This is a genomic window from Streptomyces nymphaeiformis, assembly GCF_014203895.1.
GTDB lineage: Bacteria > Actinomycetota > Actinomycetes > Streptomycetales > Streptomycetaceae > Streptomyces > Streptomyces nymphaeiformis.
This window is the reverse complement of record NZ_JACHJY010000009.1, coordinates 181,767-200,014: the sequence shown is the minus strand read 5'-3', so window position 1 is coordinate 200,014 and position 18,248 is coordinate 181,767. Positions and strand designations below refer to the sequence as shown.

Sequence of the window (18,248 nt, the reverse complement as noted above, 5' to 3'; positions counted from 1 at the left end):
GTCACATCCCACACCACCGCGCGCGCCCCCTCCGCGCGCCCCTCCGTTGGGACGGACCCGCAACCCGATGGGCCCAGGGCGGCGGCCCTGCCGTGGCGGCCGCTCCCCGCCAGGAACACGCTGGCCGGGCCGGGGCCGCGCGGCCCCGGACCCCCGCACGGAACGGATTCCCATGGCGAAGGTCATCACCACCGATCACTGGGTCTGGCACACGTCCACGGTCCCCGCGAACAAGGACGAGGAGGTCGAGCTCTTCGTACGGGAGCGCAACGGCACGCCCCCCGGACAGAAGCGCAGGCCGGTCCTCATGCTCCACGGCCGGAGCATCCCGGTGCTCCCGGGCTTCGACCTCCGGTACAAGACGTACAGCTGGGCCGGGGTGCTGGCGCAGGCCGGCTACGACGTCTTCATGATGGACCTCCAGGGCTCCGGCCTCTCGGCGCGACCCGAGATGGACGACCCCCGCAACGTCAACCCCGCCCAGCAGAACCTGCTGACGCCGAGGCCACCGGGATTCGTCCCGGGTCCGCCGCACTACCCGTACCAGCTGAACAACTCGTACAGCGACTGGGACGAGCTGCACACCGTCGTGGAGTTCATCCGCAAGCTGTGCGAGGTGGAGAAGATCGCGTTCATCGGCTGGTCCGCCGCCGCGTTCTGGATGGGACCCTACGCGGTCAAGAACCCCGACAAGGTCGAGAGCCTGTTCCTGCTGGCGCCGATCTTCCCGCCCAAGGGCACCTCGAACCCGCCGGCCACGCTGCCGCAGCCGGGCTTCCCGACCTTCCTCAGCACGAAGAAGGGGCTGCGCGACGGCTGGGCGGGCGAACTGCACTGCGACGGCCAGCGTGAGGACGGCATCGTCGACGTGGTCTGGGACGCGATGCAGAAGAGCGATCCGGTCGGCAGCGTCTGGGGGGACTACGACGGGCTCAACCGGTACAGGAACTTCGTCCGGTGGGGATGGAACGAGACCACCGCGGCGCAGGGCGGGGTGCTCGGCGGCAGCGTGCCCGTACTGCTCGTGTACGGGGAGTACGACAAGCAGGCGAACACGAAACCTCCCAGCCCCAACCCGGAACTCAACTTCTCGGTCCCCGCGCTGTACGACTCCGTCGCGGGCGCCCACAAGCTGATGGTCAAGCTGGCCTGCGCCGGGCATTCCGTGCCGTGGGAGAAGCAGCACGGGAACGTGCACGAGCTCTCGAAGCACTGGCTCAAGCAGCTCAAGGTCGACGGCAAGACCCACGGCGTCTTCGACATGGACGTCGACGGCAACCTCAGCCCGGCCCCGTAGGACCCGTCCCCGGACACGGCGGAGCCCCCGGCGCACGAAGAGGCGCCGGGGGCTCCGCCGACGGGGTCACGCCTTCGCCGTCAGCGCCTTCACGAGGAGCGGGGTCACCAGGTCGACCTGCCACGGGCGGGCGCCGTAGCCGCTCAGCGCGGCCGCGACCGCGTCCGGGGTGCCCGGGGCCGGCGGCTCCCAGCAGACCCGGCGCACGGTGTCCGGAGTGATCAGGTTCTCCTGGGGGAGGTGCAGCTCCTCCGCGCGCGCCGAGACCGCCGTGCGGGCCGCCGCGAGGCGGGCCGCGGCGACCGGGTCCTTGTCCGCCCAGGCGCGCGGCGGGGGCGGGCCCGCGACCTGCTGGCCCGGCTGGGGAAGCTCGCTCTCCGGGAGGGCCCTGGCGCGGTCCACCGCGGCCTGCCACTGCTCCAGCTGGCGGCGGCCCATGCGGTTGCCGAAACCGGGCAGCGCGGTGAGCGCGCCCACGTTCAGGGGGACCGCGAGCGCCGCCTCCACGATCGCCGCGTCGCTCAGCACCTTGCCGGGGGAGACGTCGCGCCGCTGGGCGACCTTGTCACGGGCCGTCCACAGCTCCCGTACGACCGCCATCTGACGGCGGCGGCGCACCTTGTGCATGCCGGAGGTGCGGCGCCACGGGTCCTTGCGCGGCGGGGCCGGCGGGGCCGCGGCGATCGCGTCGAACTCCTGGTGGGCCCACTCCAGCTTGCCCTGTCGGTCGAGCTCCTTCTCCAGCGCGTCGCGCAGGTCGACGAGGAGCTCCACGTCGAGCGCCGCGTACCGCAGCCACGGATCGGGCAGCGGGCGGGTCGACCAGTCCACCGCGGAGTGGCCCTTCTCCAGGGCGTAGCCGAGGACGGACTCGACCATCGCGCCGAGGCCGACCCGCGGGAAGCCCGCGAGGCGACCGGCCAGCTCGGTGTCGAAGAGCGAGGTGGGGAACATGCCTATGTCGCGCAGGCACGGGAGGTCCTGGGTCGCGGCGTGCAGGATCCACTCGGTCCCGGTGAGCGCCTCGCCGAGCCCCGACAGGTCGGGACAGCCGACGGGGTCGATGAGCGCGGAGCCCGCGCCCTCGCGGCGGAGCTGGACGAGATAGGCGCGCTGGCCGTAGCGGTAGCCGGAGGCGCGCTCGGCGTCCACGGCCACGGGACCGCTTCCGGCGGCGAACGCGGCGATCACCGTGGCGAGGGCCTCGTCGGTCTCGACGACGGGGGGGATCCCCTCGCGGGGCTCCAGCAACGGGATCGGAAGCCCATTCGCAGGGACATCGTCGTCCGGGGGGCCGCCCCCGGTGGTGCGCAGTGCTGTGTCTGCTGCGGTCTCTTGGGCGTCGGTCACGTGTCAAGGGTATCGGTCGACGGCAAGCGCCTGCCGACGGAACGTTCCGTCGGCAGGCGCGGGCCCGTGTCCACCGGCCGTCAGTGGATGATCCCCGTCCGCAGGGCGACCGCGACCATGCCGGCGCGGTCCCCGGTGCCCAGCTTGCGGGCGATGCGGGCGAGGTGGCTCTTGACGGTGAGGGCGGAGAGCCCCATGGAGACGCCGATCGCCTTGTTCGACTGGCCCTCCGCGACGAGCCGCAGCACTTCGACCTCACGGCCGGAGAGCTCGCGGTAGCCGCCCGGGTGGCTCGGGGCACCCGGGGGGCGGCGGTGGCCGAGGCGGGCCGCCGCGGCGCCGATGGGGGCGGCGCCGGGGCGGGTCGGGTGACCGATGTTGGTCCGGGTGCCGGTGACGACGTAGCCCTTCACGCCGCCCGCCAGGGCGTTGCGTACGGCGCCGATGTCGTCGGCGGCCGAGAGGGCGAGGCCGTTGGGCCAGCCCGCGGCGCGGGTCTCGGACAGCAGGGTCAGGCCGCTGCCGTCGGGCAGGTGGACGTCGGCAACGCAGATGTCGCGCGGGTTGCCGACGCGGGGACGGGCCTCCGCGATGGACGACGCCTCGATCACGTCGCGCACTCCGAGGGCCCACAGGTGGCGGGTGACGGTGGAGCGGACGCGGGGGTCGGCCACGACGACCATGGCCGTCGGCTTGTTCGGGCGGTAGGCGACCAGGCTTGCGGGCTGCTCGAGGAGAACGGACACCAGGCCTCCTGGGGGGAAGGGTGCGGGACGGAGCCGGCTCGGGGAAGAAGCCGGGGGCGAACCCGTGCTGTGAAGGGGTCACTGACTCCTTCGGCAGCTGGGCCGCCCGCCTTTAGGGAAAGATCACGATTTGGTGAGTAACAATTAGGGCAATTCGGACGCGTGATCGATCATCCTACGAGCGGCCCCCGCCCCGTCACCCCCACGAGGGACGCGAACGAGCCCCGCTCACGGGCCCCCCGCGGGCCTCGCCGAGCCCGTTCCTCAGGCCCCCTGCGGCCCCCGGCGCTGGGGCAGTGAGACGACTCCCGCGCCCGTCACCGTGCCCGCCCCCGGATCCGCCGGCGCGGGCGGCAGCCCCGCGATCTGGCAGAGCAGGTCGCACCAGGCCGCCAGGTGCGCCCCCGTGTCCGGCACCCCGCCCAGGCCCTCGCGCGGGGTCCAGGACGCCCGGATCTCGATCTGCGTCGCCGGCCTGCGGTCCGCGAGACCGCCGAAGTAGTGCGAGCCCGCCATCGTCACGGTCCCGCTCGCCTCCCCGTACGCGAGGCCCCGCGCCTCCATCGCCCCGGTCAGCCAGGACCAGCACACCTCGGGCAGCAGCGGGTCCGCCGCCATCTCCGGTTCCAGCTCCGCCCGGATCAGGGTCACCAGGCGGAACGTGCCCTTCCAGGCCTCGTGCCCGTCCGGGTCGTGCAGCAGGACGAGCCGCCCGTCGGCCAGGTCCTCCTCGTCCTCGACGACGGCCGCCTCCACCGCGTACGCGTACGGGGCGAGCCGCTGCGGCGGCCTGGTCGGGTCGATCTCGATCTCGGACCGCGGCCTCGCCGACCGCAAGGCCTCCACCGCCCGCCGGAACGCGGGCGGAACCCGGTTAGCCTCCGTACTGTCCGCCGTCTCGTCCTTCCCTCGGTCGCCGTCGGAATGATCGGAAAAATGTCCCTGAGCCGCAGCCATGCGGGGAAGAGTAGGCGGAACGGGGCCTCCGTGCAGGGAGGACACCCGGCCCGGACGAGCGGCTTCCCGCCACATGCGAAGATTCTGGGCGTGAGTGCCATGGACAGCCCGCAGGGCCAGCAGAAGAAGCAGCAGTCGCGGACGTACGACTCCGCGTTTCTCAAGGCGTGCCGGCGCGAGCCGGTGCCCCACACCCCCGTCTGGTTCATGCGACAGGCCGGGCGCTCCCTCCCCGAGTACCTGAAGGTCCGCGAGGGCATCCCGATGCTCGAGTCGTGCATGCGGCCCGAGCTCGTCACCGAGATCACGCTCCAGCCGGTGCGCCGCCACAAGGTCGACGCCGCGATCTACTTCAGCGACATCGTCGTCCCGCTCAAGGCCATCGGCATCGACCTCGACATCAAGCCCGGCGTCGGTCCGGTCGTCGCCGACCCGATCCGCACCCGCGCCGACCTGGCCCGGCTGCGCGACCTCACCCCCGAGGACGTCCACTACGTCACCGAGGCCATCGGCATGCTCACCGCCGAGCTGGGCGACACCCCGCTCATCGGCTTCGCCGGCGCGCCCTTCACCCTCGCGAGCTACCTCGTCGAGGGCGGCCCGTCGCGCAGCCACGAGCACACCAAGGCGCTCATGTACGGCGACCCGCAGCTCTGGGCGGACCTGCTCGACCGCCTCGCCGAGATCACCTCGACCTTCCTCAAGGTCCAGATCGAGGCCGGCGCCTCCGCCGTGCAGCTCTTCGACTCCTGGGTCGGCGCCCTCGCCCCGGCCGACTACCGCCGCTCGGTGATGCCGGCCTCCACCAAGGTCTTCGACGCGGTCGCCGGCTACGGCGTCCCGCGCATCCACTTCGGCGTGGGTACGGGCGAGCTGCTCGGCCTCATGGGCGAGGCCGGCGCGGACGTCGTCGGCGTCGACTGGCGCGTTCCGCTCGACGAGGCCGCCCGCCGCGTCGGCCCCGGCAAGGCCCTCCAGGGCAACCTGGACCCGGCCGTGCTGTTCGCCTCGACCGAGGTCGTGGAGGCGAAGACCGACGAGGTCCTGGCCGCCGCCGAGGGCCTGGAGGGGCACGTCTTCAACCTGGGCCACGGCGTCATGCCGGCGATGGACCCCGACGCCCTGACCCGCCTCGTCGAGTACGTGCACACGCGGACGGCCCGCTGACCGGTGCCCGCACGCCCCTGTGCGCCGCCGGACATCCGGCGGCGCACAGGGGTGACGTCATGCGCCGCTCAGGTCACTCCGCCGCCCGAACGGCCGCCACCGCCTTGCGCGCCGCGACCAGCACCGGGTCCCACACCGGCGAGAACGGCGGCGCGTAGCCCAGGTCCAGGGCCGTCATCCCCTCCACCGTCATCCCCGCCGTGAGCGCCACCGCCGCGATGTCCACCCGCTTCGCCGCGCCCTCCCGGCCCACGATCTGCACTCCGAGCAGCCGGCCCGTGCGCCGCTCGGCCAGCATCTTCACCGTCATCGGCGCGGCCCCCGGGTAGTAGCCCGCCCGGCTCGTCGACTCGACCGTCACCGTCACGAACCGCAGGCCCACCTCCCGGGCGTCCCGCTCCCGCAGGCCCGTCCGCGCGATCTCCAGGTCGCACACCTTCGACACGGCCGTGCCCACCACGCCCGGGAAGGTCGCGTAGCCGCCGCCCGCGTTCGCGCCGATGACCTGGCCGTGCTTGTTCGCGTGCGTGCCGAGCGGCACGTGCCGCTGCCGGCCCGAGACCAGGTCCAGGACCTCCACGCAGTCACCGCCGGCCCAGATGTTCTCGTGGCCCCGGACCCGCATCGCCAGATCGGTGAGGAGCCCCCCGTACTCCCCGAGCGGCAGCCCCGCCGCCCGCGCGAGCGAGGTCTCCGGCACCACGCCCGTGCCGAGCACCACCACGTCCGCCGGGTACTCGTCGGCGTCCGTCGCCACCGCCCGCACCCGGCCGTCCGGGCCGGTGAGGATCTTCGTCACCGGCGCCGAGACGACCGTCCTGATCCCGAGACCGTCCATCGCCCGGTGCACGAGCCGCCCCATGTCCGGATCGAGGGTCGCCATCGGCTGCTCGCCCCGTGTCAGCACGGTCACCTCGTAGCCCCGGTTCAGCAGGGCCTCGGCCATCTCCACCCCGATGTACCCGGCGCCGACGACGACCGCCCGCCGCCCCGGCGTACCGGACAGCGAGTCGAGCAGCGCCTGGCCGTCGTCGAGGGTCTGCACCCCGTGCACCCCGGGCGCGTCGATCCCCGGCAGCGGCGGGCGCAGCGGCCGGGCGCCGGTCGCGATCACCAGCTTGTCGAAGCCCGTCCACGCCTCCGTGCCGGTCTCCAGGTCCCGTGCGCGGACCCGCTGCCCCGGGACGTCGATCTCCGTCACCTCGGTCCGCGTCCGCAGATCGATGTCACGGGCCCGGTGCTCCTCGGGGGAGCGCGCGATCAGCTCCCCGCGCTCGGCCACGTCACCGCCGACCCAGTACGGGATGCCGCAGGCCGAGTACGAGGAGAAGTGCCCGCGCTCGAAGGCGACGATCTCCAGCTCCCCGGGGCCCTTGAGCCTGCGCGCCTGCGACGCGGCGGACATGCCCGCCGCGTCGCCGCCGATGACCACCAGTCGTTCGCTCATGAGACTCATGATGGGACGTCAGGGGGACGCCAGGGGACCTCAGGGGTACGGGGCTACTTCTCGGGGGTCTCCCGGGGGTGAGGCGTCGTCGGCGCCCCGGCCGCGTTCCGCGGGGTGCCCGGCAGGACGGGGCCGGGCGCGGGGGCCGCCGCCCTGGTGCGGGTCGCCAGACGCGGGCGGACCAGACGGCGCCACAGGACGAAGCCGACCAGCGCCACCGCGAGCCACGGAGCGAGCGCGCTCAGGACGACCCCGATCCAGGCCGCCGCGCCCACCAGCGCGTTCCAGCCGCCGCTCAGGGCCTCCCCGAAGCCGGGACGGCCCTCCTCCGGCTTCTCCTCCACCGGCTTCTCCTTCTCGGAGAGCCGGAGGGTGATCGTCGCCATCGTCGTCCGGTCCTTCAGCGAGGCCTGCTGGGCGAGGAGCGCCTCCAGGTCCGCCTGGCGGCGGCTCAGCTCGCTCTCCAGGCTCACGACGTCGGACAGCTTCTCCGCCCGGTCCATGAGCGCCCGCACCCGGGCCACGCTCGCCCGCTGGGTGGCGATCCGGCTCTCCACGTCCACGACCTGGTCGGTGACGTCCTTGGCGTCCGCCTTGCGGTCGAGCAGCTTCCCGGCGCCCGAGAGCTCGCCGAGGACGGAGTCGTACCGCTCCTGCGGCACCCGCAGCACGATCTGCGAGGCCAGGTGCGTGTCGTCGACCCGCTCGGTCGACTCGTTCTCCACGTGCCCGCCCGCGTCCGCCGCCACCCGGCGGGCCGTGGCCAGGGCCTTCGCCGCGTCCTTCACCTCGACGGAGAGCGAGGCCGTCCGGATGACGTGCTGCCGGACCTGCGCCTTCGACGCGGGCTTCCCGGCGGCCCCCGCGCTGCCGTCCGCGGCCGATCCGTCCGCGGCGCCCCCGCCCTCGGCCGCCCCGTCGGCGGGCTTCGCCGCCGCCATGCCCTGCTTGCCGTCGGAGGCCGTGTCCGTGGCGCCCGCGCCGCAGCCGGTCAGGACCAGTGAGGCCGTCAACAGGACCGCGGCCGTCGTTCTCGTTCTCGTTCTCGCTGTCCGCACGAGGATCCCCCCAGGTGGTGGTGAGTGATGCCCTTTGGATGAGTGATGTCCTTTGGACGTACGAGCCCCGGGCACGGGTTGCCCTCCGGCGGTAGCGATGCGGTCACGGTCCGGCCTCGGAACGGGAGCGCGCGGGCGATTTGAGAGAGTGGTGCCATGAACGCGGACATCACGGGACACCACGCCGGGCCTCATGTCGTCGTCGCCGGAGGCGGGATCGCCGGACTCGCGGCCGCCCACCGGCTGGCCCTCGCCGGCCACCGGGTGACCCTCCTCGAAGCCGACGGCCGGCTCGGCGGCAAGCTCCTCGCCGGGGAGATCGCGGGCGCGCCCGTCGACCTCGGCGCCGAGTCCCTGCTCGCCCGCCGCCCCGAGGCCGTCGCCCTCGCCCGCGCCGTCGGCCTCGGCGACCGGCTCCAGGCCCCCGCGACGACCACCGCGTCCGTCTGGTCCCGGGGCGAACTCGTCCCCATGCCCAAGGGCCACGTCATGGGTGTCCCCGGCGACCCCGCCGCCGTCGGGGGCCTGCTCTCCGCGGAGGGCGTGCGCCGCATCGGCGGCGACCTGGAGCTGCCGCCCACCGAGATCGGCGAGGACATCGCCATCGGCGCGTACGTCGCCGCGCGCATGGGCCACGAGGTCGTGGACCGGCTCGTCGAACCCCTCCTCGGCGGGGTGTACGCCGGCGACGCCCACCGCATCTCGATGAAGGCCGCCGTCCCCGCCCTCTTCGAGGCGGCCCGCGTCCACCCCACGCTCACCGCCGCCGTCCACGCCGTCCAGCGGGCCGGCGCCGCCACCCCCGCCGACGCGGCGGGCGCCGCCACCGGCCTCGGCGGCTCCGTCTTCCTCGGCATCGACGGCGGCATCGGCACCCTCCCCGGCGCGGTCGCCGACGCGGTCCGCGCCGCCGGCGGCGAGATCCTCACCGGCACCCCCGTGACCGCGCTCATCCGCACCGGCGCCACCGGCTGGCAGGTCGTGACCCGCGACCGGACCTTCGACGCCGACGCCGTGGTCCTCGCCACCCCCGCCGGCATCGCCGCCGGCCTCCTCGACGGCCACGCCCCGGACGCCGCCGCCGAGCTCGACGCGATCGACTACGCCTCCATGGCCCTGGTCACCCTCGCCTTCCGCCGCGCCGACGTGCCCGCCCTGGAAGGCTCCGGGTTCCTGGTCCCGCCCGTCGACGGCCACACCGTCAAGGCCTCCACGTTCTCCGCCCAGAAGTGGCAGTGGGTCGCCGACGGCGCCCCCGACCTGTTCGTGCTGCGGACCTCCGTCGGCCGCCACGGCGAGGAGGAGCAGGTCCACCGCGAGGACTCCGACCTCGTCGACGCCTCCCTCAAGGACCTCGCCGCCGCCACCGGCCTCTCCGCCCGCCCCGTCGCGAGCACGGTCACCCGCTGGATCGGCGGCCTGCCCCAGTACCCGGTCGGCCACCTCGCCCGCGTCGCCCGCGTCCGCGCGGCCGTCGCCGCCCTCCCCGGACTGCGCCTCGCGGGCGCCGCGTACGACGGCGTCGGCATCCCCGCCTGCATCGCGTCGGCCCACCGCGCGGCCGACGAGATCATCGCCACGTCGAAAAGGACCGACCCCGGTGCGGGGCACTCCCTGTGACGGGCGAGAATAGGCGTATGAGTGCGCCCGAAAAGATCCCGAACGCCGGTAAGAAGGCGAAGGACCTCAACGAGGTCATCCGCTACACCCTGTGGTCTGTGTTCAAGCTGCGCGACGTTCTGCCCGAGGACCGCGCCGGCTACGCCGACGAGGTCCAGGAGCTGTTCGACCAGCTCGCCGCCAAGGACATCACGATCCGCGGCACGTACGACCTGTCCGGTCTGCGCGCCGACGCCGACGTCATGATCTGGTGGCACGCCGAGACGAGCGACGAGCTCCAGGAGGCGTACAGCCTCTTCCGCCGCACCAAGCTGGGCCGCGCCCTGGAGCCGGTCTGGTCGAACATGGCGCTGCACCGCCCCGCCGAGTTCAACAAGTCGCACATCCCGGCCTTCCTGGCCGACGAGAACCCGCGCGACTACGTCTCGGTGTACCCCTTCGTGCGCTCCTACGACTGGTACCTGCTGCCGGACGAGGACCGCCGCCGCATGCTCGCCGACCACGGCAAGATGGCCCGCGGCTACCCCGACGTCCGCGCCAACACGGTCGCCTCCTTCTCCCTCGGCGACTACGAGTGGATCCTCGCCTTCGAGGCCGACGAGCTGCACCGCATCGTCGACCTCATGCGCCACCTGCGCGCCTCCGAGGCCCGGATGCACGTCCGCGAAGAGGTCCCGTTCTACACCGGCCGCCGCAAGAGCGTCGCCGACCTGGTGGCGGGCCTGGCCTGACGGCCGTACGAAACCTGGTGGCGCGCCCGGCTCCCGGCCGGGCGCGCCACCCCTTGACCCGGAAGATCAGACGGCGGGCGGCACCATTGCCCGCCGCTCCAGCGACACCGGGTCCGGCTCCGGGTGCGGCGCGCGTCACGCGCGCCGCACCGGCGTCATTTCCGGGACCTTTTTCTTCGAGGCGGCTCTCGGGCCCGTTCTCAGCCCCGCAGGGCCGCGCGGAGCTCCGGCTCCAGGACGGCGGGACCCCGCGTCGCGAGGGCGGTCAGCGGATCGGCCGACGAAAGACCGGACAGCAGCCGCTGCCCGGCCGGTGAGGCCCAGCGGGTGTACGGGTACACCTCGGCCCGCCCGATCAGCAGGCAGAGCCCCGACCCCACCAGCGGCAGCGCGAAGGCGGCGACGACCAGGCCCCGCTCCTCCGTCGGCACGAGCAGCGCCGCGACCGCCCCCAGCACCAGCGTCAGCAGGAACCCCGCCCGTACCGCCCGCACCCCGGCCGCGACCTCCCGGCGGCCCTCCTCGGACACGGCGAGCCCCCGCTCCACGAGTCCCTCCGCGAGGAGACGTACGGACTCGGCGGCGGCGACCACCGGACGCACGGCGGGAACCGGCGACTGCCCGCCCGGCCCGATCGCACCGAGCACCGCACGCTCCAGCTCGTCCCCGCCGGAGGCGTCCACGACCGTCGCCCAGCCGGTGTGGGCGAGCAGCAGCCGCCGCGCCCGGTGCATCGACACCAGGGTCAGATCCGTCACCCGCAGCGGCCCGCCGGCCAGGTAGGCCGCCTCGCACACGGTGAGCTCATCCGTACCGCCCGGCGTGGCGTGCGGGCCGGCGGCGAGCGAGGCACGGCAGACCCGCACACAGCCGACGCCGGCCACGACGTACGCCACGAGGAGGAGCGGAACCCAGACCATGTCCCGGTTCTACGGGACGACCGGCAGGCCCGCCACCCGAATGGCCGCTCAGCTGCTGGAGCTGGAACACGAGCTCGAACTCGAACTCGAACACGAGCTGGAACTGGAACACGAGCTGGAGCTTCCGCAGCTCGACCCGCCACCGGAGCAGGAGCCGGAGGAACAGGACCCGGAGGAACAGGAACTTCCACCCGAGCAGGAACTCCCGCCGCCTCCTCCGTCTCCGCAGGAGCTGCTGCCCGCACACCACTCGGTCGCCACGCCGAGGGCGACGGCGTCCGAGGACGAGAAGTGCGACGGCGAAGGCCGCCGCCCGCCGCGCCCGTTGCGGCGGGGCGGCCCGTAGAACCGGGCGGCGGCGACGAGCTGCTCCCGGAGCACCGGGTCCGGCACGGCCCGCAGCCCGTGCAGGGCCACGAGGAGGCCGGCGTCGGCGAGATGGCCGTGCTCCCTCCCGTACGCGAAGACCGCACGCCGGCCCGCCGAGGTGACCTGCTTCGCGGTGATCGAGGCGCAGACGATCGCGGTGATCCCCGCCGCGAACAGCACCGGCAGCACCTTGACGACGAACGGGAGCCGGAAGTCCGGGTCGGCGGCGAAGTCGACCACCGTGAGGACGATCGACACCGGGAAGAGTGCGAACGCGGTCAGCCCGAGGACGCCGCACCAGCGGCTCGTGGTCCGCCGCGTCGCCGGCTCGACCACCAGCCCGCGCGCCGCGAGACCGTTGCCGATCTCCTGGACCGCCGGGTGCCGCATCACGCCGAGCCGCAGGTGGTGCAGGGCCCCGTGCGGGGCGGCCGCGAGCTCCTGGAGGACGGCGCGCTCCACCGGGTCGTACCCGGTGGGGCGGACGACCGCGACGATGCCGGGCCCGCCGATCGCGATCCTGCCGTCCGCCTGGAGGGCGGCGAGCGCGGTGTCCACGACCCTGGCCGGGCCGCCGTTGAGGAAGGCGACCTCGTACCGGTCGTGGACGGGCCCGCCGGGGCCGCTGCGCGTCCGGACGACCCGGGCGATGACGAGGGCGATGGCGGCGGCGCCCACGAGGTAGACGAGAACGACGAGAAGGTTCACGGGGTCATCTCCGTACGAGGGCGTGGCGGGCGGCCCGGACGAGCCGGGTGGCACGGCCCGGCGGGCGGCTGCCGGAACGGTCCTGCCACCACTCGGTGAGCTGCCGCCGTTCCGCCGGGTCCTCCGGGCGCCCCGCGAGCAGCAGGTGCTCGGCGAAGTCGAGCGCGTCACGGCGGTAGCCGCCGGTCATGGGACGGGACCTGGCGTACGCGAGGAACGCGGGCCGGAAGTCCTTCCCGAGGATCTCCGGCAGCTCCGGCGCGACCTTCGCGACGACCCCGGCCCGCTTGGCCGCGAGGGCACGGCTCTGGACCCCGACCCGACGGGTGTCGAAGCCCTCGGGGACGGGGGTGCCGGCGACGAGGGCGGAGAGGAGGGAGGCCTGGGTGACGGCCAGACGCTGGCGGGCGGCTTCCGCCGGTGCGGGGTCCTCGACGGGTGCCGCGACCGGCATCGGGCCGCCCGAGGCCCTCGCACCGGCGCCGATCAACAGGGACGGCCGTCGGGGTGCGGGTATCCGGGGACGGGCGCCGTGCGCGTGGGCTGTGCCCACCGGTTCCGCCCTTGCGGAACGTGTGCCCACAGCGGTGATCGCCTCCAGTTCCGCCGCCAGTTCCTCGGCCGGCGGGAAGTCGTCGTCCCGCTCCAGCAGCACCCCTGGCGGGGACACGCGTGAGGCCAGGTCGCCGAGGATGTCCAGTACCGCCCCCGGCACGGGATGCGCATGGGTGTCGTGCCAGACGCCGTCGCGTTCGACGCCGCCCGCCACGTGCACGTACGCGATGGCCTCGACCGGCAGTTCGGACAGGGCCTCGGCCGGGTCCTCGCCCCGGTTGACGTGGTTGGTGTGCAGGTTGGCGACGTCGACGAGGAGCCGTACCCCCGTACGCTCCACCAGCTCCGCCAGGAACTGCCCCTCCGTCATCTCCTCGTCCGGCCAGGCGATCAGGGCCGCGATGTTCTCCAGGGCGAGCGGCACGGGCAGCGCGTCCTGCGCGATGCGCACGTTCTCGCAGAGCACGTCGAGCGCGTCCCGCGTCCGGGGCACCGGCAGCAGGTGCCCCGCTTCGAGCAGCGGGGTCGCGGTGAGCGGCCCCCCGGCCCGTACGAACGCGATGTGCTCCGTGACCAGCGGCGCCCCCAGGGCCACCGCCTTCTCGCCGAGCGCCGCGAGCCGCGCCGGGTCCGGCCGGTCCGCGCCGCCGAGCCCGAGCGAGACGCCGTGCGGCACGACCGTCACGCCGCGCTCGCGCAGCCGGGTCAGCGAGTCGGGCAGGTGGTCCGCGCAGATGTTCTCCGCGACGACCTCCACCCAGTCGACTCCGGACAGCGCCTCCACCGCCTCCGCGATCTCGGGACGCCAGCCGATGCCGATGCCGAGTTCCGTCATGTCCCCCTCCTTCGGTCCTCAGTCCCTCACCTGATGGCCCGGGAGGCGCCGGCCGAACCCCACGAGGCCGAGGTTCAGAGCTTCATTTGAGCTTCGGCCGACGTGACCGCCCCCGCCCCGGGGACGGTCACCGGCTGTCGGCCACCCAGACGTGCAGGGCGTCGCCGGACTCGGACGCCGTCGCCCAGGCGCCGTTCCCGAGTGCGGTCGGCTGGCCGGAGGGCGGGGACGGGTAGGCGATCTGCCGGAGTCCGTGCGTCCCCGTGGTGTCGAGCAGCCAGTGCCGGACCTCACCCCACTCGTCGTCGCACTCCACGGTCGAGACGACGAGGGTCGTCTCGTCCACGAAGCCGCCGGCCCAGTCCCAGCAGGCGAGCGCCTCGTCCTCGTCGTCCTCATCGGCCGAGGGGGCGTCAGGATGCCGCGGGAGCACCGACTCCGCGTCCCACTCCAGCCCCTCCAGGAGGAGGCCGCGGAAGTCGCGGACGGAGAGCGCGTCCTGGTCGTGGGAGACCGTCATGAGCCGCTCGCCCGAGGGGCTCACGCTCATCAGGCAGAGATCGCCCTCCACGTACGTGACGTCCAGCCGCTCTCCGTCCCAGCTGCCCAGGCGCAGCGGCGCGCCGTCCTGACCCTCGCCGATGCCGAGGCCCATCCGGCGGGGGTCGGTCGGGTGCGGGAGGTGCTCGCTGCCGGCCGCCGCGGCCTCGGCGTTCCCGCGGGCGAGCACACGACCGCTGACGGCGTCGATCACCAGCCACTCGTCGACCGTGTCCGGGCTCAGCTCGCCCTCGGGCAACGGGCCGCGCACATGGGCCCAGACGAGCGCTCCGTCCGCCGAGAAACCGACCGAGCCCCCGTCCGGGTAGCGGTGGCCCCGGTCCTCCGCGTACTCCTCGTACGACGCGTGCATCTCCCGGCACGCGCCGTGCCAGCAGCCGTGCCGGACCTCCCAGCGCGTCGCACCCGACGGCTCCACGGCGCGCACCGCGTGCACCCCGGCGAAGACGGCCAGGCTCGTGTCCGGCGCCACCTCCCACGTCCCGCGGTCGCGCGGCCACGGCGCGGGGAAACGGACCTCCGCCGCCGGGAGCGCGGCGAAGGCGTCGTCCAGGGGCTGCGCCGCGATCTCCTCGTCGCTCCGCTGGACGAGTGTCCGGCGCCCCGGCAGGCCCGCGAGTTCCGGTGGACCGGCCTGGGGCGAGGACATGAGGGCGGGGAGCGTGGCGTGGAGCCGGGCGCGAACGGACATGCGGATCTCCTTGAGGTGCAGGACCCGGCGCACGCTACGGCACGCGTCCGACAACCGGCCGCGCGGTCGGACGTCAGGCGCGCGGTCGGACGTCAGGCCCGAGGGAAGCGCAGGTGCGACGCGAAACGGTCGCTGCCCTCGGACACCACCGTGCACGAGCCGGGGGCGATCTCCGTGAAGCCCGCGTCGCGGACGACGGGGAGGCCGCTCGTCGTCAGGCGCGGCCAGTCCTCGGCCGCCGCCGTCCGGACCGCGAGCGGGAAGCCCGCCTCGTGCCAGGCCTTCCGGTCGGCCTCCGGCATCGCCCACCACAGGAGTTGAGCCCCGTGTCCGGCCTGGGCCATCGCCTTGCCGGCCGACATGTCGAGCTCCGGGTTGAGCCAGAGGACCGCCGCCCCCTCCGGTACGGGACCGGGCTCGGCCGGGTCGTCGAGGTCGGTGCCCGAGACCTGGAGCTTGGCGAGGTCCTTGGGCCAGCCGTCGAGCGGGACCGGCGGAAAGACCCGTACCTCCGCCTCCGTGCCGTCGACCGTGATCCCCGGCAGCGTGCCCGCGCGGCGCCACTCCGCGCCGCGCGCCCGGCGCACCACCTTGCGGATCCGGGCGTCCTGCCAGTCGGTGACGGCCTGCGCCCACTCGCCGTCGCCGAGGGAGCGGTCGTCGGTCAGGATCTCCAGGACGGCCCGCGCCGCGGTCTCCAGGGCGTCGGTACGGCTCGGGGGCGCGTCGCGCTCGATCCTGACGACCAGGGGGAGGACGAACTGGGGCTTCTCATCGCGGAGATCGGTCTCGTTGCTGCTCACCCGGCAAGTCTGCCATCGCGGCGAGGCCTGATTCTTGTGGGAATCATCGCTTCCGGGACAGGATGCCCCTCATGAAGAGTGATCTTTTTGCAGGCGAGCACCTCGCCGAGGCGGCGACGTTTCCGGGGATGACCCTCCAGAACGCCAAGTCGGTCAAGTACACCGTGAACGGGGAGATGCACGCCCGCCAGGGTTCGATGATCGCTTTCCGCGGCGACCTCCAGTTCGAGCGCAAGGGCCAGGGGATCGGCGGCATGCTCAAGCGCGCCGTCACCGGCGAGGGCCTGGCGCTGATGGCCGTACGCGGCCAGGGCGAGGCCTGGTTCGCGCACGAGGCGCAGAACTGCTTCATCGTCGAGATCGAGCAGGGCGAGGCCTTCACCGTCAACGGCCGCAACGTGCTCTGCTTCGACTCCACCCTCCACTACGACATCAGGACCGTGAAGGGCGCCGGCATGACCGGCGGCGGCCTCTTCAACTCCGTCTTCTCCGGCTACGGCAAGATCGCCCTGATGTGCGAGGGCAACCCGATCGTCATCCCCGTCACCCCGCAGGCCCCGGTGTACGTCGACACCGACGCCGTCGTCGGCTGGAGCGAGCAGCTCCACACCTCCCTGCACCGCTCGCAGTCCCTCGGCTCGATGATCCGCGGCGGCTCGGGCGAGGCGGTGCAGCTCAAGCTGGAGGGCCAGGGCTTCGTCGTCGTCCGGCCGAGCGAGCTCACCCCGCAGAAGAACGCCGCGCATTGAGGCTGGAGCACGTCGGGCGGCGGCACGGCCTGCGCGGGCCGTGGGTGTTGCGGGGGGTCTCGCTCGACCTCCCGTCCGCCGCCCTCGTCCGGGTCGTCGGCACCAACGGCACCGGCAAGTCCACGCTCCTCCGGCTCCTCGCCGGCATCGACGCGCCCACCGAGGGCCGCGTCACCGGCCGCCCCGCCCGCACGGCGTACGTTCCCGAGCGCTTCCCGGTCGCCCTCCCCTTCACGGCCCTCGACTACCTGGTCCACCTCGGACGCGTCCAGGGCCTCGGCCGGGCGGCTGCCCGGGCCCGCGCGGGGGAGTGGCTGGAGCGCTTCGGGGCCGCCGGGCACGCCGGGACCGGGCTCGCGGAGCTCTCCAAGGGCACCAGCCAGAAGGTCGCCGTCGCCCAGGCGCTCCTCGCCGACCCGGCCCTCCTCGTCCTCGACGAGGCCTGGACGGGCCTCGACGCCGGCGCCCGCGCCGAACTGGACACCGCCGTCCGCGAACGCCTCGCGACGGGCGCGACGGTCGTCTTCGTCGACCACGACCCGCGCCGCCTGGAGGGGGAGTCGGCGGTGGTGTACGGGGTGGAGGCGGGCGGGGTGCGGGAGACGGAGCCTGAGGCGCCTGGGCGCGGCCCCGGGCCGGGGCTCGGGTCGGCGGCGGCCGGTCGTCCGGAGGCGGCGGCCGGTGTTCCGGCGGGCGGGCCCGAGTCCGTGGCGGCGGGCGTGGGGCTTCGGGAAGCCCGGCCCGGGCCCGGGGCGCGGGAGGCCGGTCTCTTGAGGGGCAGGACCGGGCCCGGGTCCGACGTGCGTCTGCCGGGGGCCGCTCCCGGCGCCCCCGGGGCCCGCGTCCGTATCGTCGTCTCCGGGGGACCGTCGCTCCCCGGGCGGCTGCCCGGCGGTCCGGCGGTCGCGGTCGGCGACGGCGGCACCACCGTCCTCACCGTGGACGCGGCCCACTCCGACGCCCTCCTCGGCACGCTGCTCGCCGCGTCCTGGCACATCCACCACCTCGGTACCGAAGGCGTACGGGTATGACGGCGCTGCTGCGCTACCAGTCGGGTCTGCTGCTCCGCTCCCAGCGCTGGCTGGCGCCGCTGCTGCTGTACGCGGCCTTCATCGGCGTCGGCGTCCAGGCGGGCGAACCGGTGCTCGGCGCACTCGGGTTCAGCGCGGCCGCGCTGCTCCCGGTGGCCGCCTGGTCGGTGCGGATCTGCCTCACGCAGGAGCCGCCCGCCGCCCGGAGCGTGGTCGCGGCGGCCGCCGGCCGGGGCCGTGCGCATCTCGCGGCGCTGGTCACCGGGGCCGCGTGGCCGGTCCTCGTCGGTACGGTCGCGGTCCTCGCGGTGACGGCGATCGGCGACCGGCGCGGGGTCGGCGGGCTCGCCGCCGCCTCCGCCGGGCTGCTCGCGGCGCCGGCCTGCGCGTTGACGGGGGCGGTCGTCGGCGCGCTGAGCTCCCGCCCGTTCCTGAAGGCCCCCGGCTGGTCGCTCACCGCGCTCGTCCTGGGCTCCCTCCTCGCGCTCGTGACGACGGGTTCCCCGGCGAAGTACGCCATGACCGCCCTGGTCACCGGGGCCCGCACGGCGACCGCCGACCCGCCGTGGCTCGCCTGCGGCGGAGCGCTGCTCCTCGCGGCGGCGACGGCGGCGCTCGCGTGCCGGGCCACGGCGCGCCTGGAGTGAGGCGCG

17 protein-coding genes are annotated in these 18,248 nt (G+C 74.3%); 7 read left to right on the top strand and 10 right to left on the bottom strand.

Features of this window, described 5'->3' with window-relative positions; translation table 11 throughout:
* The first annotated feature begins 172 nt into the window (after window positions 1-172).
* Window positions 173-1,297: an alpha/beta hydrolase gene (locus GGE06_RS29675; protein WP_116158310.1), complete on the top strand. Its 1,125-nt coding sequence runs from the start codon at window positions 173-175 to the stop codon at window positions 1,295-1,297.
* 66 nt (window positions 1,298-1,363) lie between these two features.
* Here the strand turns inward: GGE06_RS29675 and GGE06_RS29670 are convergent, their stop codons facing one another.
* The 3 genes from GGE06_RS29670 to GGE06_RS29660 form a co-directional block, all read right to left on the bottom strand.
* Window positions 1,364-2,647, bottom strand: a complete 1,284-nt coding sequence (locus GGE06_RS29670) for a ribonuclease D (protein ID WP_116158309.1) — start codon at window positions 2,645-2,647, stop codon at window positions 1,364-1,366.
* A gap of 80 nt (window positions 2,648-2,727) precedes the next feature.
* The gene (locus GGE06_RS29665; RefSeq protein ID WP_015037008.1) at window positions 2,728-3,393 is read right to left on the bottom strand and encodes a response regulator transcription factor; all 666 of its coding nucleotides are present in this window, start codon (window positions 3,391-3,393) and stop codon (window positions 2,728-2,730) included.
* Between the two features lie 264 nt (window positions 3,394-3,657).
* Window positions 3,658-4,350 (bottom strand): DUF3000 domain-containing protein, encoded by a 693-nt coding sequence (locus GGE06_RS29660; protein WP_116158308.1) that lies wholly within the window; start codon window positions 4,348-4,350, stop codon window positions 3,658-3,660.
* A 90-nt stretch (window positions 4,351-4,440) separates the two neighbouring features.
* Here GGE06_RS29660 and hemE point away from each other — a divergent pair, with 90 nt between their 5' ends.
* The gene (gene hemE, locus GGE06_RS29655) at window positions 4,441-5,517 is read left to right on the top strand and encodes a uroporphyrinogen decarboxylase (RefSeq protein WP_376773600.1); all 1,077 of its coding nucleotides are present in this window, start codon (window positions 4,441-4,443) and stop codon (window positions 5,515-5,517) included.
* Between the two features lie 73 nt (window positions 5,518-5,590).
* On the opposite strand, the gene GGE06_RS29650 is transcribed toward hemE, so the two are convergent.
* On the bottom strand, window positions 5,591-6,964 hold the full coding sequence (locus GGE06_RS29650) for an FAD-dependent oxidoreductase (RefSeq protein WP_116158306.1): 1,374 nt from the start codon (window positions 6,962-6,964) through the stop codon (window positions 5,591-5,593).
* A 53-nt stretch (window positions 6,965-7,017) separates the two neighbouring features.
* Window positions 7,018-7,977, bottom strand: coding sequence for a DUF4349 domain-containing protein (locus tag GGE06_RS29645; protein ID WP_246532844.1), 960 nt, complete (start codon window positions 7,975-7,977; stop codon window positions 7,018-7,020).
* Between the two features lie 201 nt (window positions 7,978-8,178).
* Between GGE06_RS29645 and hemG the strand changes: the two genes are divergently transcribed.
* Window positions 8,179-9,642 carry a protoporphyrinogen oxidase gene (hemG, locus tag GGE06_RS29640; RefSeq protein WP_184932285.1) on the top strand — a complete coding sequence of 488 codons (1,464 nt, stop codon included), beginning with the start codon at window positions 8,179-8,181 and terminating at the stop codon, window positions 9,640-9,642.
* A gap of 17 nt (window positions 9,643-9,659) precedes the next feature.
* Complete coding sequence (gene hemQ / locus GGE06_RS29635; protein ID WP_116158303.1) at window positions 9,660-10,373, top strand: hydrogen peroxide-dependent heme synthase; 714 nt, start codon at window positions 9,660-9,662, stop codon at window positions 10,371-10,373.
* A 200-nt stretch (window positions 10,374-10,573) separates the two neighbouring features.
* On the opposite strand, the gene GGE06_RS29630 is transcribed toward hemQ, so the two are convergent.
* From GGE06_RS29630 to GGE06_RS29610, 5 genes are all read right to left on the bottom strand, one after another.
* Window positions 10,574-11,293: a TIGR04222 domain-containing membrane protein gene (locus tag GGE06_RS29630; RefSeq protein WP_184932284.1), complete on the bottom strand. Its 720-nt coding sequence runs from the start codon at window positions 11,291-11,293 to the stop codon at window positions 10,574-10,576.
* 48 nt (window positions 11,294-11,341) lie between these two features.
* Entirely contained in the window at window positions 11,342-12,370 is a 1,029-nt protein-coding gene (locus GGE06_RS29625) for a TIGR04222 domain-containing membrane protein (protein ID WP_116158301.1), read from the bottom strand.
* Between the two features lie 4 nt (window positions 12,371-12,374).
* Window positions 12,375-13,760 carry an MbnB/TglH/ChrH family RiPP precursor modification enzyme gene (locus tag GGE06_RS29620; protein WP_116158300.1) on the bottom strand — a complete coding sequence of 462 codons (1,386 nt, stop codon included), beginning with the start codon at window positions 13,758-13,760 and terminating at the stop codon, window positions 12,375-12,377.
* Window positions 13,761-13,887: 127 nt separating this feature from the next.
* Window positions 13,888-15,012, bottom strand: a complete 1,125-nt coding sequence (locus GGE06_RS29615; protein ID WP_184932283.1) for a hypothetical protein — start codon at window positions 15,010-15,012, stop codon at window positions 13,888-13,890.
* A gap of 92 nt (window positions 15,013-15,104) precedes the next feature.
* Complete coding sequence (locus GGE06_RS29610; RefSeq protein WP_116158298.1) at window positions 15,105-15,815, bottom strand: peptidyl-tRNA hydrolase; 711 nt, start codon at window positions 15,813-15,815, stop codon at window positions 15,105-15,107.
* A 71-nt stretch (window positions 15,816-15,886) separates the two neighbouring features.
* On the opposite strand from GGE06_RS29610, the gene GGE06_RS29605 reads away from it, so the two are divergent.
* From GGE06_RS29605 to GGE06_RS29595, 3 genes are read left to right on the top strand one after another with little or no spacing between them, the layout of a single operon-like run.
* Complete coding sequence (locus GGE06_RS29605) at window positions 15,887-16,564, top strand: AIM24 family protein (RefSeq protein ID WP_116158297.1); 678 nt, start codon at window positions 15,887-15,889, stop codon at window positions 16,562-16,564.
* Window positions 16,561-17,595, top strand: coding sequence for an ABC transporter ATP-binding protein (locus GGE06_RS29600; protein ID WP_221518644.1), 1,035 nt, complete (start codon window positions 16,561-16,563; stop codon window positions 17,593-17,595). The genes GGE06_RS29605 and GGE06_RS29600 overlap by 4 nt, the downstream gene beginning before the upstream one ends.
* Entirely contained in the window at window positions 17,592-18,242 is a 651-nt protein-coding gene (locus tag GGE06_RS29595) for an ABC transporter (RefSeq protein WP_184932282.1), read from the top strand. The genes GGE06_RS29600 and GGE06_RS29595 overlap by 4 nt, the downstream gene beginning before the upstream one ends.
* The last annotated feature ends 6 nt before the right edge of the window (window positions 18,243-18,248 follow it).